The sequence below is a fragment of the Vibrio sp. YIC-376 genome, from assembly GCF_052353105.1.
Lineage (GTDB): Bacteria > Pseudomonadota > Gammaproteobacteria > Enterobacterales > Vibrionaceae > Vibrio.
Genome location: NZ_JBBWFK010000002.1, coordinates 209,381 through 225,734, shown reverse-complemented (window position 1 = coordinate 225,734; position 16,354 = coordinate 209,381). Strand labels below are relative to the sequence as shown.

The following is a 16,354-nucleotide window of genomic DNA, read 5'->3' as shown; positions in this document are numbered from 1 at the left end:
AACTGGTGAGAAAAAACGAATATTTGACCTGAAGTAGTGCGCTAGAATTTGATGTAAATACCTTTACGCAGATTAATATATTTCTTACCTAATCGTGTATTTACGAGTCGAGAGAAGGAGCCTACATTTCTTTATATGGTGCCCAACTGAAGCTGCCTGTGGGAAGTTTGGATCAGGTAGTGACGTGAACACGAAGCGAGCTAAAGGAAAGGAAGATGGCTGAATTTATTTTGCCCAGTGGCAATGTAATACCGCAGCTGGGTATGGGAAGCTGGTACATGGGCGAGGATCCTCGTACACGCAAGCAAGAAATCGATGCTCTACGGTTTGGTATTGAATATGGCGCTAAATTGATCGATTGTGCGGAGATGTATGGCGAAGGTGAAGCGGAACGTATTGCTGGTGAGGCGATGGCTGGTTATCGTGACAGATTGTATGTGGTTAGTAAGTTCTATCCACACAACGCTTCAAGAGAAGGTGTTGTCGCGGCTTGTGAAAGAAGTTTGACCCGTCTTAATACGGATCATTTGGATCTCTATCTACTTCATTGGTCTGGTGCAGTACCGTTTTCAGAAACACTGGAAGCGCTTTATCAGTTGAAAATGCAAGGAAAAATCCGTGACTATGGCGTGAGTAATCTTGATATTGATGAGCTGGAAGATTTCTGTAAAGCTGACACCGTTGGATTTTGTGCGACAAACCAAGTGCTCTATAACCTGTCGCATCGTGAATCTGAATGGGCTGTGAAACCATTTTGCGACAAACACAAAATGTCGATGATGGCTTGCTGTCCGCTTGACCAGGGTGCTTTGGTACATCATCCGGCATTACAGCACATCGCTGAGCGTCATCAGGCGACGGCGGCTCAAATCGCGTTAGCCTGGCTGACTCGACAAACCGGCGTTATCGCTATACCTAAATCCAGTTCTATAGCACGCACGAAAGAGAATTTGGATTCAGAAAAAATCGTTCTTACTGATGAAGACATTCGAGATTTAGACACAGCCTTTCCTGCGCCCGCTAACGAACATGAGGGAAGGATTGCGCTCCGATAGTTCCGTTAACTGGTTTTGCGACTTTCGCTGTATTCACCAATACTTACGAATGGACTTGAGATAAGCACCTGACAAAAGGATGTATTGTGAATAAACTGCGTATTAGCTCTTGCTCTTTAAACCAGACTCCTATGGACTGGAGCGGAAACATGAAAAACATTCAGCAAGCGATTCATGTCGCCCATGCATCAGGCTCAGAGTTACTTATCACTCCAGAGTTGTGCATTTCAGGTTACGGATGCGAGGATTTTTTCCATAGCCCTCATGTTGCCAACCGTGCGCTACAAAGCGTATGTGAGCTTATTGACTCCATCCCGGATAGCATGGCGGTGACTGTGGGGCTACCAGTCTTGATAAACAACCGAATTTATAACGGGGTTGTCCTTCTTACGAGTAAAGGCATTCAAGGCATTTCCCTTAAACGTAACCTAGCGGCAAATGGCCTGCATTATGAGCAGCGGTGGTTTACGCCATGGACCAGAGACAAAAATGCGACGGTTTTTCTTAATGGGGTAGTTTCAGCGGTACCGATCGGAAATCTTGTGTACAGTATTCACGGCGTCAAGCTGGGTATTGAGATATGTGAAGATGCCTGGGTTGCGAATCGTACTTCTGAGCGTTTCTTTAATCAGGGAGTGGAAGTGATTGCGAATCCGAGCGCAAGCCACTTTGCGATTGGTAAATTTCTCACACGTAAGCGACTCGTAGAAGAATCCAGCCGCGTTTACTCTGCTTGCTATGTCTACTCTAATCTCTGTGGTTGTGAATCGGGTCGAGCTATCTACGATGCGGGGGTGATGATCGCTGTTGATGGCAGTTTAGTTGCTAAAGGTGAGAGGCTTCACATGAGTGATGTCGAAGTAATTACTACCGATATTAACTTGTCTCGCAGCAGGATTGGGCAAATAAACAACAGTCAGCGCTACTATGAAGAGCATGATTTTGATATTGGATCCGTAATAAAAGTAGACCTTGGCAAAGCCATCAAAACACACAAATTGCCAATCAAACCACTCTACCAAGCATGGGAAGAGAGCGAGTTTCTGGAGCATGAAGAAGCTTTACGCGCCATTTCGATAGGTCTGCGAGACTGGCTTAAAAAAACACATACTGGCGGTTACGCGCTTTCACTGAGTGGTGGTGCGGATTCAGCCTTAGTCGCCAGTGCCGTTTATACATCCGTTATCCTCGAACTATGGGAACTGGTTTCAAAAGCAAAGCAAAGTAGCAAGTGCTTATTGCCTGATCATCTGGGCAAATTTATGACTCAAGATCAGACGATTGTATTTCAGAAAGCGGTACTAACGGAAAACCAGTACGATCTTGTTACAAAGACCGCCTCATCTATCATGACAAACATGCTGACCACGGCGTATCAAGCCAGTGCCAATAGTGGTTCTATCACCAGCGTTGCCGCGCAAAAGGTCGCCGAATCATATGGGGCCAAATTTATAAACCTAAATATTTCTGAAGTGGTTGAGAACTACGAGACCATGATATCAAAAGCAACTCATCTATCTCTTAATTGGAAGGATCACGATATCGCGCTTCAAAATATTCAGGCTCGCGTACGCTCACCAAGTATCTGGTTTATTGCGAATCTGGAAAACAAACTGTTACTCACAACCAGTAATATGTCAGAAGGTGCGGTCGGATACTGCACTATGGATGGTGATTCTTCTGGTGTGCTTGCACCTGTTTCTGGAGTCACCAAAAGCAGAATACTAAAACTATTAGTGTGGTTAGAGCAAAAGGGTTTTTACGTCTCAGACGGTCAAATCATGAAGTTGACGGCACTCTCCTATATCAACAACCAACGTCCGACTGCAGAGCTTCGGCCTGAAGAACAGCGTGACGAAGATGATCTGATGCCCTTTGATGTGCTTGACCGTATGGTCTTTCTCACTTTGGAAGCGGGTATGCCTCCGAGGGACATTTTTGATGCCATGACGGAAGAGTTTGACTCGGTAGATAAGAAAACGATGGCCGGCTACATCGTTAAATTCTTTAGGCTACTGTTCCGTAATCAGTGGAAACGTGATCGTCAGGCTCCTGGTTTTCATATCGAAGTAAATAGCCTGGATCCTAAAACCTATAAGCGCTTTCCGCTTCTAAGTTCTGGATACCAAGAAGAGCTTGCCTGCATCGAAAAGCTAATCAATCGATGTCAGACAGCTGAGTAGTTGTCTATCGGTTGTCGTTTCTATACAGCTTTCTGTTTTTGTACAGTTCAAACGTGTCGTCTGACTGAATCGTTGCACAATGCGCGTTAGTTAAAGTCACTAAGTGTAGAAGATGATCTGGTTATCATCAGAGGTGACCAAGCTGGCTTTCTTCTGTTCAATCAACTGCGCCGCACATGCAGGGGTAACGGCCTGGATTTGACCTTTAGACTTAAGCGTTAGTGCTTCCCATGCTTGGTCTCTGTATTTACCAGCTTGAGTGTATTGAATAAGTACTTTCATAGTCGTCTCTCCGTTGTTACTGACGTGTTACATAAACTAATCCGTTTACTTAGGTTGCACACTAGTTAAAAATGAAACATAAGTTTAACCAAATGGATTTGACAAGCTCACAGATCAATTGAGAGGATGTTATCGTATTGAAAATTAGCTAATTTTAAATAATGGGAAGTGGCTGCAGTTTGGGGTATTCATGTCGCACGCTTCATTAAATACTAATTATTTTTGTCTAACATTTGAATTAATTCTCGGGCACGGCTGCTGTCTGTTGGGTAAAACAGTTTAAAGAATGTAGCACGAGCGATAGAAAGGTCCCGATTTGATATTACTTTTGGAGGGCTTCTTGTACATCTTTTTGCTTGAGCTTTTTATTCATGGCCTTGATAAAAACGTCAAAAAGAAACCCACTGATTAAGCTGCTCACTGTTATCGTAAAGAAAGTCGAAACAAGCCAATCGATGACGATGAAATCACTCATAATGATTCTAGGGTGATAGACAGCCATCCCTAAAATTACCACCCAATGCTTCATGCAGTAGAAGCATTTGAACAAGTAACCAATCATATGACCGCACTTATTCGCAATGTTCTGAACGGGGATAAATAGTTCAGTTTGAGTGATGGTAATGGAGATGCTGGAGGCGGCGACCGCTAGTACAAAACAGATCCATAAAGCTTCTGCCTGTGGTGTATTTAATAACTCAATCATGGGATACCTTAACGATAGCTTATATGTATCATTAAAAGATACATTATAATTTGTTAGTATATCAACCACAAAATAAAGAAGGGCATCAGATCCTTATAAGCTTATTTTGTTTCTCTATGCTCGGTATATTGACGGGCAAATTCACTGCTCAAAGAGGCGAGCGTTACTTGTGATAATCGTTGGAGCAGAAGGGCTTCGGCTTCTTTAAGTGCTTCGTTTAGAGAGGTATTAACGGACTTTTCTACTATGCAATTGGGGTTTTCATTATCAAAGCCGATAGAAAAAATTTTTGGTTCGCCAATGGCTTGATAAACATTAAGTAATGTGACTTTCTCTAGCTCACAACTTATCGACCAACCACCGTTCTTACCCTTTGTAGACGTTATGTATCCCGCTTTGTTTAATCCAGCCATTGTTCTACGAATAACTGCAGACTGGGTTCCTAGCATGGTAGCGAAGTGCTGTGAACTCATTGGCTTCTTCTCGTGTGCCAAGTGAAGCAGGATGTGAAGTACGCGTGATAACCGACTGTCTAAATTCATAAAACTATATTAAATCTGGCTAAATAAGGTCCGATATCATAGCAATATCGTCAGTGTTCATCACGCGTAATTCTGCTACGAGAGTGTGACTGTGACACAGGTTCTTCTATTGTATTGGAATCGATAGAACTCAATCAAAGTCGATGGATAGCGACAGGAATGCGTCGAGGGCCAAAATTTTCTCTTGGTCCAGCAAAACGTCCTGGTATTTTGTGTCCGCAATGAATGCAGTGACCGGTGTCATCTAATGTGTATTCACCGAGTTGATACCAGTCTCTTTCAATGACTTGTTTGCCACAGGCCGGACAATAGGTAGCGTCAGACGCTGGATCGTGAACGTTGCCGCAATAGACAAAATGAAGACCGTGTGACAGAGCGATATTACGGGCTCGTAATAGAGTACTCAGTGGTGTTCTGCCTTTATCTAACATTTTGAAATCTGGATGGAACGCACTGAAATGCAGTGGAACATCGGGTCCCAGATTTTCAAAGATCCATTGGCACATGGCGTTGAGTTCTTCGTCACTGTCATTTTCGTCCGGAATGAGAAGGGTGGTCAGCTCAAACCAAACATCGGTTTCATTTTTCAGATACAACAAGGTATCCAGCACAGGCTGCAAATGACCGTGGCAGATTTTGTGGTAGAAGCGCTCACTAAAACCTTTCAAATCGATATTGGCTGCATCCATGTGGCGGTAGAACTCTTCTCTCGGTTCTTCACATATGTAACCAGCACTCACGGCAACACTTTGCAAACCAAGCGCTCGAGCCGCTAAGGCTGCGTCTATCGCATATTCCATAAATACGACAGGGTCGTTATAGGTAAACGCTAAACTTTTACAACCGTATTTTAAAGCTGTGTTTGCTAACTCTTCCGGCATTGCTGCATCACATAAGGTGTCTACTTCTCGTGATTTGCTAATATCCCAGTTCTGGCAAAATTCACAGCTTAGGTTACAGCCTGCGGTACCGAAACTAAGCACGCTTGATCCCGGATAAAAATGGTTGAGGGGTTTTTTCTCGATAGGATCGATGCAGAACCCTGATGAGCGACCATAGCTGGTCAGCACAATTTCTCCCTGCCTGTGCATACGTACGAAACAAGCACCACGCTTGCCTTCTCTAAGCGTGCATTTTCGTGGACACACGTCGCAGCAAACTCTACCGTCTTCGAGCTTATGCCAGTAGTGTGTTGGGAAATAATCAGGAGGAGAGGTTTGCATAGTGAATTAGCCCTCTGATGACCTACACTGAAAGTATAGTTGATGCAATACGAGTAGGACGACTATGAAATATCGGGAAGCCGCGGTTGCCGGAAGATTTTATCCTGCAGCTGCAAAAGAGCTCAGAAACCAACTGGCTGGTTACTTTTCTGAGCAACCTATTTTGCCTGAGGTTCCAAAGGCTCTGATTGTGCCTCATGCTGGTTATTTCTATTCTGGGGCGGTCGCTGCTAAAGCGTATCGCTTGCTTGGTAATGGAAAACAACACTTTTCTCGCGTTGTATTGTTTGGGCCAAGCCATCATGTAGCGCTTGAAGGGTGTGCGGTACCAAGCAGCGATGTCTTTCTGACCCCAGCGGGAGAAGTGACGATCGATCGTGAAAGTGTAGAGTTACTTTTATCGCAAGGGTTGGCTGTAGAATCAGACCAAGCCCACCACTGGGAGCACTCGTTAGAAGTTCAGCTCCCTTTCCTGCAATACTGCCTTGAAGATTTTACGCTTCTGCCAGTAGTTGTCGGACGTGATCTCCATGGGTACGTTAAGCGTATATTGGCATCCGTCGCGCAATCACCCGAAACTCTGATTGTTGTTAGTAGCGATCTCAGCCACTACCATCCATACAGTGAAGCGAATGAGATTGATGCGGATACCATTCAGCGAGTTTTGTCATTTGGTAATAATATTCATCCGGAACGGGCATGTGGCTGCAACGCGATTAATGGGTTGCTCGATTATGCCAGGGAGCAGCACTGGGAAATCAAGTGCGTGAATTATACTAATTCCGGAGATGTGATGGCTGATCATGAAAATCGCGCCCCGGAGCCTTCAGAGGGGGTAGTTGGTTATGCAAGCTTCGTCTTGTTTTGAGTTAAGCAAGGATGCGCGCGTTTGTTTGCTCAAAATGGTTTGGCAAGTTCTTGATGAAGCGCTTAAAGGTAAAGGTTTTCAATTACCTTCTGAGCCCAGTACCGAAGAATTGCTTTTGCCCGCCGCTTGTTTTGTTACGTTACACTATAACGGAGAGTTGCGCGGTTGCATTGGTTCTCTACAGGCGCATGAGCCTCTATGGCGCAATGCCTGTAAAAACGCTTATTCCAGCGGTTTTCAAGACACGCGATTTTTGCCACTTACACCAGATGACCGTGATGGTCTGAGCCTGGAGATTTCTGTTTTGTCGGACCTCATTCCATTAGAGAATGAAGGTGAATCAATCTTATTGACAACGTTACGACCCGGTATTGACGGACTGCTATTGGAAGATGATTGGCATCGTGCAGTGTTTCTTCCATCGGTATGGGAGGTCTTGCCAACCCCCGAGCAATTTGTTCGCGCATTAAAGCGTAAAGGAGGATGGCCGGAGCATTATTGGAACGAAAACATCATCCTCCATCGCTTTACGACGGTTGTGGTTGCTGACAACTAGAGTTGTCGAGTTCGATTGCTACCACCAAGTATATGTGCGCTAAGAAGTTGGGTAGCGATTAATGACATTTTCTAACGTCATAATCCCAAACATGATCTTTCTGACAAAAGACTCCGAACTGCCCACAAAGTAAAAATGGGGATGTTTGGACCAGATCCGTTGTAACTTTTTGTCTAATTTTGCCGCTTGCTCTAAGGATTCATGTCTGGTCGGATTGTTACTGCTGATATCTTGCCCAGAGGCTGCGGCTGACTCAAAAAAGATCACTGCATCATATCGTGCAAGCTCTTTCTCGAACGTCGAGTTTACTTGTTTGAAAAAATCACTCTCTGAATTGGGCCAATATGCGAGACCATCAAGCGAGCCGCGGTCACACACTAATAACCGATCCGGATACTGTATTTTGTGGATTTCTTCTATATTTTTTTGCAGCTGAAAAATGGTCTTTTGCACCATCTTTATACATTGCTCATTATCAGAACGGGTAATACCGCCGGAGAAAAGCAAAGTCGCCGATTCAGGGACAACCACGATTTGTTCATTTAATTCTCTGCGAAATAGATCCAATGCAGTGGTTTTACCTCCGCCTGGACCGCCAGTTACCACAACTTTAAGCTGCCTTCTCATGATGACCTCTAAACTAAGTAGTGCCTTGATATTTAAAGCGTAGTCAAAAAATTTTCAAAGTTCGGTAATGTTAGGTTTTAAAAATACATTGCCTCTATCTGGCTTTCGAGAGTTTGAATATTTGACGGGAAACTGAGCAAAAGAGGCAATTAAATAATTTCGAATTGAACGCGTTTTTCATCCTGCATATTAATTGAGTGCACTTCAATGGTACCGGCGTGAAACTCGCACAGGCTAATACGTGGATCCGGAATAAAGTTATTGGCACTATAGCCAGCTCCAGTATCAATGAATAACTTATTTCTCTTCATTTTCGGGATGTTTAATGGGGTGTGTCCGGACACAACAAAGTCAACGTTATCGATATGTTTACCTGTGCTCCTGAGTATATCGTCTCGACCCCAAAGCATCGTTTTGCGCGATTCTTTATCGACGAGTGCTGGATCGGGTGGCCAATGGGCAAAGGGATATTCGGCATGTAAAACACCGATAAGTAAATCTTCAACTTCAACACTAATCGTCAGGCTATAAAATGAAGCGATGGTTTCTCTTGCAGCCTCTCGCTCGGCACTATTAAGCGATAACCACCATTCACCACCGTTCATTATCCACGTAGCGCTTGTGTACAGGTCTTGATCGTATCTTTCGAGAATGAAGCATTCATGGTTGCCTAAAACGGGGAAGAACCACTTTTCTCTGGCGAGATTTAAGCAGTGTAACGAGTCTACGCCGCGATCAGTTAAATCACCAACCGAAAAGACACGGTCTTTGTATTTGTCGAAATGAAGCGACTTTAACGCATGAATAAGCAGTGGAAAATCGCCATGAATATCGCCGACAAACAAATCTCTGCCTCGTTTATTTTGGCTGAAGTGGGTATGTAGCGGTATGTCTGAAGGGGTACTCATATCAATGTTCTTGCCTAATCAGCGACATCTAATCCAAGCATAGCACAGGCATAAGAGACGATTTTCTCTAAGGCTCTGAATGACTCGATTGAATATAATTAGTTTCCGCTTACTTCAGACAAAATGAAATCACGAAAAGCCTGATTCGCACGTGAAAGATAACTGTCTTTGCGCCATGCAAGGCTCAAATCGATTTCGAATGTATCTGCAAATGGTCTGGTTACGATGTCTTCGTCTTCACTGATTACGACTTTCCACATTGGAGAAATCGCGTAGCCTTGTCGAATTACGGATTTGATTAAGGGTAATAGATTGCTGCTAAAAGCGACTTTAGGTTTGATATTTACCTGTTGAGATATTCGATCCAGCAACGTGTGATGGTAATAGCCTTTTTGGAATAGTATTAAATCGTGTGCGAGAAAATCCGCATATTCGATCACTTCCTTTTCTGCTAAAGGATGATCGACAGCCATACACACCACCATCTCTTCACGGATCAGGAAGCCACTGTCTAACTCTGGGGTAAGATCTTTACTGGCGATGACACCCAACTCTACTTCACCGCCAAGCAGTAATCGCCGGATATTACGAGTACCAGTGTCTAGAATGTTCATATCAATGTTTGGATGTTGATGCCTGAACGCCATTAAGAGAGGAGGAAAATAGTAGGAGCCAAGCATGCTGGGTACTGCGATATCGACGTGTCCTAAATCCAATCCTTCCATCGCTTGCATTGCAAGTTTTGCATCTTCTGCCTGTTTTAATATTTGTTTGGCGTGAGAGAGAAACTCGGTTCCTGCTATCGTCAGCGAGATCCCACGATCACGGCGATTAAAAAGAGGTGCTTTTAGCTCTTGCTCCAGCTTCTTGATGCTGCTGCTGATTGCTGGCTGTGCCAGATTTAATACTCTGGCCGCAGCAGAAATAGAGCTGTGCTCTGCGGCTTCCACGAAATGCTTTAGCTGACGTAACTCCATATCAAACCATCCTTAACTCCGGTCGGACTTTAATGCGACTGCTCTTTTTAACGATATAAATATTATTTATGGATCTGATAAATACAAAATATTTTTTTTATTGTCAATTGGTCGATACCCTATGCCTGTAACCAGTTTCAATAGCAACAAAAGTAGTAAGCAGTGAAAAAATCAGCCCATTACAGTAGAGTCGTCATTTGTGTCTGTCTCTTTTCCATCGTCACTTTTTCCAATATTTATTGGTTGCAGCCTTTGCTACCAGTAATTCAGAAAGAGTTTCAGGTAACTTCTCTGGCAGCCAACCTCGCTATGTCAGCACCTTTGTTTGGTATGGGGTTAGGGTTACTGGTTTTCGCAAGTCTGTCAGACGCCATTGGGCGCTGTAAAGTAATGTTGGTCGGGACGGCGATTGGATTGCTGGTTTCACTCGCTCTGCCTTTAGTTGAAAACTATCAAGTGTTCTTATCTCTCCGCTTTCTGCAGGGAATGTTCCTGGCGGTTTGTCCAGCGTTAGCGGTCCCGCTAATGGGTGAAGAGTTGAGAAAAAGTTGGTTAGCGGGCGCTGTTGGTTTTTATGTGGCTTCCAATACGTTAGGCGGAATTTGTAGCCGTATAATGGGCGGACTGAGCGCGGAACTATTAGGAAACTGGGCATACGCAGGCTACGTCATTGCGGGCATCAGCGCGGTACTGTATGCCATTATCTACTATCTGTTGCCTGCTCAGCGTCATTTCAAGCCAGCTCCCCTCAAAGTGGGTAAATGCCTTAAAGCTTATGGCTATCATCTGAAAAATCCACAGCTCGTGGTTCTGTACCTTCTGATAGGGCTGGCGTTCGGCACTTTTGTGAACCTTTCCAACTATTTGATGATGGTGTTGAGTGACTTCCCATATAATCTACCAAGCGACATTCGCAGCTTAATGTTTTTAACCTTGCTTGGTGGCACAACCAGTTCATCTCTTGCGGGCAAGTTTGCGAAAAGGCATAGCCAAATTGCCGGGGTAGCGTTCGGCGCTATCATTATGTTAATGGCCAATTTTCTAATGAGTTGGTCGAATATCTATACCATGGTTATCGGTATGGTGATGGTCTCGGTTGGCTTCTTCTTCTGTCATGCGCAAGCAAGCACGTTAATTGGCAGAAAAGCCACTAGATCTAAAGGCAGCGCACAAGCTTTATACAGTCTTTTTTATTACTCTGGGGCAAGCTTAGGGGTATTTTTCCTCGAGCCGTTTTATCAAGCGTGGGGATGGCAGGGAATTTTGGGTGCAACACGTATCGCACTCGCGTTATGTATTCTTCTGGTGATCATCTATCAGTGGATCAGCACCCACAAAGACAATCATTCTCCTGCGATGCCGTAGCTGACCGTGTCGTTAAACAAGAAAAAGAGCCTGTAATGGGCTCTTTTATGTTTAATGATAATCAAAGCAATGCATAGACAGCGCTTGTTTTGATCTTATGTTTCAGGCAGTCTGGTCTTTTCGATTTATACCGTTATTAATCTCTCAAAGGTAATTGGTATATCTCTTACCTGCATTACTTACCAAAATTGGACGTCTGAAAGGAAGAATAATGTCATTACGCGATAGGCTATTGGCTCTCACCATCGTATTGGTGTGGGGCGTGAATTTTGTAGTCATTAAAGTCGGCTTGCAAGGGATGCCACCGTTACTGTTGGCTGGATTACGTTTTGCGCTGGTGGCATTTCCCGCATTACTGTTCATTCCGCGTCCAAAAGTGCCTTTAAAATGGATTGTTGCTTACGGTCTAACGATCAGTTTTGGCCAGTTCGCACTACTTTTCTGGGCGTTAAATGTTGGTTTGGCGGCGGGGTTAGCATCACTACTTTTACAGGCTCAGGCTTTTATTACTTTAGGGTTTGGGGTATTGCTGCTGAAGGAGAAAATACGTGTCCATAACGCTATCGCTGTGGTCACAGCTGCAGGAGGTATTTACTTGCTTGCAGCCGCTCAGCATGACGGTGCTGCGTCCCTTACTGGCCTTACTCTAATATTGATCCTCGGAGCGGCGACTTGCTGGGCGCTCGGTAATATAACCAATAAAGTGATCATGCAAAATTATGCTGTTCCGACCATGTCTCTGATCGTCTGGAGTGCTTTAGTTCCTTTTTCCGCATTTGCTATTACGTCATATTTTATTGAAGGTCCAGAGGTCATTCAGAGCTCGTTGGCAAACATGCAATGGCACAACTTGTTCTCAATAGTTTACCTGTCACTTCTGGCTACCATTGTTGGCTATGGTGGTTGGAGCTATCTGTTGAGTCGCTATGCCACCGCATTAGTCGCGCCTTTGTCTCTGTTAGTGCCAGTCTTCGGTTTACTTAGTGCATGGGTACTATTAGACGAAAATCTCAGCCTGTACCAAGTAATCGGAGTTTTTGTGATTGCATTGGGGTTAGTAATTAACGTGTTCGGTCAGCGTTGGGTTCGTCCTAAAGTCGATACTGTGTCACCAGTACAACGATGACCCGTAGTAGCGCTCCGTTATCTTAATTATGGGTAGTGTCAGAGAAGCTTAGATTTGAGCAAGCAAAGTGAGCCGAGACGCATTTAAATGTTGTCACTTTTTAAGAATCAACCTTAACTTTAGAAAATATCAATAACCAAGGATTTCAAGACCACACGATGAATGAAAGTCAGTTTCCGGTAAATTTGTACCGTGCTTACCATGCTCATGTCTATTTTGACCTACAAACCATAACGTTTGCAGCAGAGCTGTGCAGAGAAGCTGAGCGTCGCTTTGGTGTCAAAATGGGGCGGGTTCATGAAAAACTGGTTGGCCCTCACCCGAAATGGAGCTGCCAGCTCGCATTCTCTTCGAAAGACTTTGATGCATTGGTACCTTGGTTAGAACAAAACCGCAATGGCTTATCGGTTCTCGTGCATGGTTTAACGGGTGATAATTTGGCCGATCATACGGTCAATGCCTATTGGCTCGGTGAGAGTCTGGAGCTTAATTTGTCACTATTCGGTGATGAGGCACAATAATTAAATAGATGACGAGATCTCTCTAGTTGAAATTTAAGAAAGGAACCGCAGTGCTGGTTCCTTTTTTATATCTTGATTATTTAAGTATCTGATCTAACCTAATATTTTAGCGATACTAATAATTATATCGTTGGCAAAGGATCTGTTATCCCGGGAGGCCAGAGTGCATGGGCAATGTGGTCAGGAAAAATACTTTCAGTATGAAAGTAACGGTCGTTACCGTTTTTTTATTTTTATCTTCGTTAATCGTTATTTTAGCCCTTTCATTACAGTATTACTTTAGTCAGGGACTTGCCAAAGATTCCTCATCCATTGCATTTAACCGTACAGCGAATAGCTTCAGTGAAAAAATCGATTCGCTTAACACTCAGACCAGTAATCTAATCAATGTACTCTCTCATTTCCCCCAAATAGCAGAAGAGGTTAGTGTCCAATCGCGACACCCAGCCACAGAAGTCATTGCTCAAGCAATGTTGAAAAATCCAAATTTATACGGGATATATATTGGTTACGGTAATGGCGATTTTTATGAGCTAATCAATTTAGGCAGTAGTGAGGATTTCAAAGCTAAACACGGTGCAACAGCCGATGATAATTGGCTGATCGTTAAGATTCGTGAAACGCCAGATGGGAGAAAAAGAGAGTCTGAATATTATGACGGCAACTTTAATTTGACCCATCAGAAAATAGAGTCAACGACTTACTACGCGAATAAGCGCCCTTGGTATCGAAAAGCCATCAACACAACGGATGTCATCAAAACCGCTCCTTATCTCTTCCACAACTTGCAAACTCCGGGCGTAACTTACGCCAAGCGAATCAATAATACAGACAGTGTCGTAGCTGCCGATATTTCCTTAACTTCCTTGTCCGATTTTCTCGCTAAGAATAATCCGGATGGCGAAGCGATGATATTTGATATTAATGGTCAGATTCACGCTCATTCGTTTGATGTAGAGGAGGAAAAGTCCTCTCTGGCTATAGTACCGCTCAGCTTGTCGGAAGAAGAGAAGCGTTACATCGATTCAATAGGTGTCGTACGGATAGCCAACAAGTCTAACTTTCCACCTTTTGATTTCTCTTATAGCGGATTCCCTCAAGGGTATTCGACAGATTTGGTTCACCTTCTGGCTAAAAAGCTGGGGATGGAGGTTGAGTATGTCAATGGCTACAGTTCGGAAGAACTTGGTACCCTGTTCAAGTCAGAAAGCGTTGATATTTTTCAATCTGCAACAACTACGGAGTCTAACCAAAATAACGGCTTACTCACTACACCATATTTAGAATTATCCAGTGTCGTAGTAACAAAAAAAGATACACAAAATATCAGCACCTTAAAACAGTTAGAAGGAAAGTCTTTAGCCATTCAGATAGGCTCAGGACTGATTGAAGTGATTGAGCGCGACTACCCGGGTATCGATGTGCTTAAAGCAAAAGACAGCTTGAGCGCATTGCAAGCAGTGATGAGCGGCAGGGCTGACGCGGCGCTAGAGGCTAAAAGAGTGGCCAACTATTTAGTTAGCGCCTATTCCTTTGACGGGTTAGAAGTACAACAAGAACTTAAAGGCCTTAATCAGTCGTTGTCGATCATGGTTAACGAAGACAAACGACCTCTTATCTCGTTACTCAATAAGGCAATGGCTTCTGTTTCGGATGCTGAAAAGCAGTCACTAGAACGTAAGTGGACGGAAAACTATAGAGACAAAAGCAACCAAAACAACAATATCGTGCGCTCTCTAAAAGCAGGGATTGTACCTTTTCGTCAGCTCCTGGAGATGGCAAAGCAAAGTGATACCCAAAATTCGACATTGCAAACGATCAAGAGTCAGGGGCAATTGTTCACCCTGTATGTCCAACGTGTTGAAGCGAGCTTTGGAGCGGCTGAATACGTTGGATTTGTTGTCCCTACAGAGTTAATCCAAGGGCCGTATATGGACAAAGTCAATAAATCCACGATGATTACATTTGGCGCCATGTTATTGCTTCTGCCAGTGCTCTTGTTCTTTTCGAACATCATCGTGCGTCCTGTTCGCGCGCTATATAGTGAGAGTGAGAAAATCAAGAAACGCGAGTTCAAAAGCGTACAAAATGTGCCGAGTTGGATAGCCGAACTTGCAGCACTTTCAGATTCGATGTTTTCGATGTCTCGTTCTATCGAGCAGTATCAAAAAAATCAGCAAGAATTAATGGACTCGTTCGTAAAACTGATTGCGCAGGCGATTGATGACAAATCCCCTTATACGGCGGGCCACTGTGAAAGAGTTCCGATTCTTGCTATTGAATTAGCCAAGTCGGCAAGTGACAGCGACTTGCCTGCATTTAAAGACTTCAAACTGGGAACGGAAGATCAGTGGCGAGAATTTGAAATTGCAGCTTGGTTACATGATTGCGGTAAAGTCACCACACCTGAGCACATCGTGGATAAGGGAAGCAAGCTGGAGGCAATTTGTAATCGGATCCACTTAGTACGAATGCGATTTGAAGTTCTGTTAAGAGACGCGGAGATAGAATACTGGAAAGGCGTTGAGGCAGGCAAAGACACAGACGAAATGAAGCGCACACTCTACCGGCGCCAAGAGCAGATTAGGGATGACTTTGACTTTGTTGCCCAATGTAATGTGGGTGGCGAGTTCATTTCCGAGGAACACATTGAACGTCTGAAAAAAATTGCTGCGCAAACATGGGTTCGAAACTTAGATGATCGATTGGGTTTATCTCCTGAAGAAAGCCGACGTATTGAAGATATCGCACCTCAGAACTTACCTTGTGAAGAAAACTTGTTGTCTGACAAGCCAGAACATTTGATTAAATGGCCGCAGGATCCGAATAACAAAGTTGGCGATGATATTAAAATGCGAGCTCCGGAATATCAGGCGAATCTAGGGGAACTGTATAACTTAAGTATTGGCCGAGGTACTTTAACGGCAGAAGATCGTTACAGAATTAATGAACATATTGTTTCTACTATACGGATGCTCGAAGCCTTACCATTACCGGAAGAGTTAAAGCGGGTACCAGAATATGCGGGTGGACACCATGAAACACTCAGAGGTGACGGATATCCGAAACAACTTAGCGCAGAACAGTTACCGACAGCGACGCGCATTTTGGCCATAGCAGATGTCTTTGAAGCGCTCACCGCATCAGACCGACCTTATAAAAAAGCGAAGCCATTAAGTGAAGCGATAAAAATACTCAATTTTATGGTTCAAGACGGGCACTTAGATAAGGATTTGTTTGAGTTGATGTTAAGTAAAAATCTGCACATTGAGTACGCAAAAACGTTCTTGCCCGATGAGCAATTGGATGTTGAAGAAACGCCAGCTTACGACAAAGCCATTGGCGCATGAATATCAGGGTAGAAGCTCGCTTGTCGTTAATGAGCGAATAAGCGAGCTGTTGATGTTCAGCTTTG

Annotated in this window: 15 protein-coding genes; 8 read left to right on the top strand and 7 right to left on the bottom strand. The window is 43.9% G+C overall.

Features of this window, described 5'->3' with window-relative positions; translation table 11 throughout:
* The first annotated feature begins 215 nt into the window (after positions 1 to 215).
* On the top strand, positions 216 to 1,055 hold the full coding sequence (locus WJM94_RS05250) for an aldo/keto reductase (protein WP_444493181.1): 840 nt from the start codon (positions 216 to 218) through the stop codon (positions 1,053 to 1,055).
* Positions 1,056 to 1,204: 149 nt separating this feature from the next.
* Positions 1,205 to 3,238, top strand: a complete 2,034-nt coding sequence (gene nadE / locus WJM94_RS05245; protein ID WP_444493180.1) for an NAD(+) synthase — start codon at positions 1,205 to 1,207, stop codon at positions 3,236 to 3,238.
* Between the two features lie 99 nt (positions 3,239 to 3,337).
* Here nadE and WJM94_RS05240 read toward each other — a convergent pair whose 3' ends face one another.
* From WJM94_RS05240 to amrS, 4 genes are all read right to left on the bottom strand, one after another.
* Positions 3,338 to 3,520, bottom strand: a complete 183-nt coding sequence (locus tag WJM94_RS05240; RefSeq protein ID WP_444493179.1) for a hypothetical protein — start codon at positions 3,518 to 3,520, stop codon at positions 3,338 to 3,340.
* Positions 3,521 to 3,842: 322 nt separating this feature from the next.
* Positions 3,843 to 4,226 carry a DUF1360 domain-containing protein gene (locus tag WJM94_RS05235; RefSeq protein ID WP_444493178.1) on the bottom strand — a complete coding sequence of 128 codons (384 nt, stop codon included), beginning with the start codon at positions 4,224 to 4,226 and terminating at the stop codon, positions 3,843 to 3,845.
* A gap of 101 nt (positions 4,227 to 4,327) precedes the next feature.
* Positions 4,328 to 4,768 carry an Rrf2 family transcriptional regulator gene (locus WJM94_RS05230; RefSeq protein ID WP_444493177.1) on the bottom strand — a complete coding sequence of 147 codons (441 nt, stop codon included), beginning with the start codon at positions 4,766 to 4,768 and terminating at the stop codon, positions 4,328 to 4,330.
* 134 nt (positions 4,769 to 4,902) lie between these two features.
* Complete coding sequence (gene amrS, locus WJM94_RS05225) at positions 4,903 to 5,991, bottom strand: AmmeMemoRadiSam system radical SAM enzyme (protein WP_444493176.1); 1,089 nt, start codon at positions 5,989 to 5,991, stop codon at positions 4,903 to 4,905.
* A gap of 64 nt (positions 5,992 to 6,055) precedes the next feature.
* Here amrS and amrB point away from each other — a divergent pair, with 64 nt between their 5' ends.
* Positions 6,056 to 6,859: an AmmeMemoRadiSam system protein B gene (gene amrB / locus WJM94_RS05220; RefSeq protein ID WP_444493175.1), complete on the top strand. Its 804-nt coding sequence runs from the start codon at positions 6,056 to 6,058 to the stop codon at positions 6,857 to 6,859.
* The gene (amrA, locus tag WJM94_RS05215; RefSeq protein ID WP_444493174.1) at positions 6,837 to 7,415 is read left to right on the top strand and encodes an AmmeMemoRadiSam system protein A; all 579 of its coding nucleotides are present in this window, start codon (positions 6,837 to 6,839) and stop codon (positions 7,413 to 7,415) included. Before amrB ends, amrA begins: the two co-directional genes overlap by 23 nt.
* Before the next feature lie 39 nt (positions 7,416 to 7,454).
* Here the strand turns inward: amrA and WJM94_RS05210 are convergent, their stop codons facing one another.
* The 3 genes from WJM94_RS05210 to WJM94_RS05200 form a co-directional block, all read right to left on the bottom strand.
* Positions 7,455 to 8,042 (bottom strand): AAA family ATPase, encoded by a 588-nt coding sequence (locus WJM94_RS05210; RefSeq protein ID WP_444493173.1) that lies wholly within the window; start codon positions 8,040 to 8,042, stop codon positions 7,455 to 7,457.
* 149 nt (positions 8,043 to 8,191) lie between these two features.
* Entirely contained in the window at positions 8,192 to 8,950 is a 759-nt protein-coding gene (locus WJM94_RS05205; protein ID WP_444493172.1) for a metallophosphoesterase, read from the bottom strand.
* A 98-nt stretch (positions 8,951 to 9,048) separates the two neighbouring features.
* Positions 9,049 to 9,927, bottom strand: a complete 879-nt coding sequence (locus tag WJM94_RS05200; RefSeq protein ID WP_444493171.1) for a LysR family transcriptional regulator — start codon at positions 9,925 to 9,927, stop codon at positions 9,049 to 9,051.
* A 162-nt stretch (positions 9,928 to 10,089) separates the two neighbouring features.
* On the opposite strand from WJM94_RS05200, the gene WJM94_RS05195 reads away from it, so the two are divergent.
* The 4 genes from WJM94_RS05195 to WJM94_RS05180 all read left to right on the top strand — a co-directional run bounded on the left by WJM94_RS05195 (position 10,090) and on the right by WJM94_RS05180 (position 16,289).
* The gene (locus WJM94_RS05195) at positions 10,090 to 11,292 is read left to right on the top strand and encodes an MFS transporter (RefSeq protein WP_444493170.1); all 1,203 of its coding nucleotides are present in this window, start codon (positions 10,090 to 10,092) and stop codon (positions 11,290 to 11,292) included.
* Between the two features lie 211 nt (positions 11,293 to 11,503).
* Positions 11,504 to 12,418 carry an EamA family transporter gene (locus WJM94_RS05190; protein ID WP_444493169.1) on the top strand — a complete coding sequence of 305 codons (915 nt, stop codon included), beginning with the start codon at positions 11,504 to 11,506 and terminating at the stop codon, positions 12,416 to 12,418.
* A gap of 158 nt (positions 12,419 to 12,576) precedes the next feature.
* A complete protein-coding gene (locus WJM94_RS05185) occupies positions 12,577 to 12,939 on the top strand; it encodes a DOPA 4,5-dioxygenase family protein (RefSeq protein WP_444493168.1) in 363 nt (120 codons plus the stop codon).
* Between the two features lie 200 nt (positions 12,940 to 13,139).
* Positions 13,140 to 16,289 carry an HD domain-containing phosphohydrolase gene (locus WJM94_RS05180; protein ID WP_444493167.1) on the top strand — a complete coding sequence of 1,050 codons (3,150 nt, stop codon included), beginning with the start codon at positions 13,140 to 13,142 and terminating at the stop codon, positions 16,287 to 16,289.
* The last annotated feature ends 65 nt before the right edge of the window (positions 16,290 to 16,354 follow it).

Coding starts and splice junctions, on each gene's coding strand:
- WJM94_RS05250 (WP_444493181.1), top strand. CDS start 216: ATGGCTGAATTTATTTTGCCCAGTGGCAATGTAATACCGCAGCTGGGT.
- nadE (WP_444493180.1), top strand. CDS start 1,205: ATGAAAAACATTCAGCAAGCGATTCATGTCGCCCATGCATCAGGCTCA.
- WJM94_RS05240 (WP_444493179.1), bottom strand. CDS start 3,520: ATGAAAGTACTTATTCAATACACTCAAGCTGGTAAATACAGAGACCAA.
- WJM94_RS05235 (WP_444493178.1), bottom strand. CDS start 4,226: ATGATTGAGTTATTAAATACACCACAGGCAGAAGCTTTATGGATCTGT.
- WJM94_RS05230 (WP_444493177.1), bottom strand. CDS start 4,768: ATGAATTTAGACAGTCGGTTATCACGCGTACTTCACATCCTGCTTCAC.
- amrS (WP_444493176.1), bottom strand. CDS start 5,991: ATGCAAACCTCTCCTCCTGATTATTTCCCAACACACTACTGGCATAAG.
- amrB (WP_444493175.1), top strand. CDS start 6,056: ATGAAATATCGGGAAGCCGCGGTTGCCGGAAGATTTTATCCTGCAGCT.
- amrA (WP_444493174.1), top strand. CDS start 6,837: ATGCAAGCTTCGTCTTGTTTTGAGTTAAGCAAGGATGCGCGCGTTTGT.
- WJM94_RS05210 (WP_444493173.1), bottom strand. CDS start 8,042: ATGAGAAGGCAGCTTAAAGTTGTGGTAACTGGCGGTCCAGGCGGAGGT.
- WJM94_RS05205 (WP_444493172.1), bottom strand. CDS start 8,950: ATGAGTACCCCTTCAGACATACCGCTACATACCCACTTCAGCCAAAAT.
- WJM94_RS05200 (WP_444493171.1), bottom strand. CDS start 9,927: ATGGAGTTACGTCAGCTAAAGCATTTCGTGGAAGCCGCAGAGCACAGC.
- WJM94_RS05190 (WP_444493169.1), top strand. CDS start 11,504: ATGTCATTACGCGATAGGCTATTGGCTCTCACCATCGTATTGGTGTGG.
- WJM94_RS05185 (WP_444493168.1), top strand. CDS start 12,577: ATGAATGAAAGTCAGTTTCCGGTAAATTTGTACCGTGCTTACCATGCT.
- WJM94_RS05180 (WP_444493167.1), top strand. CDS start 13,140: ATGAAAGTAACGGTCGTTACCGTTTTTTTATTTTTATCTTCGTTAATC.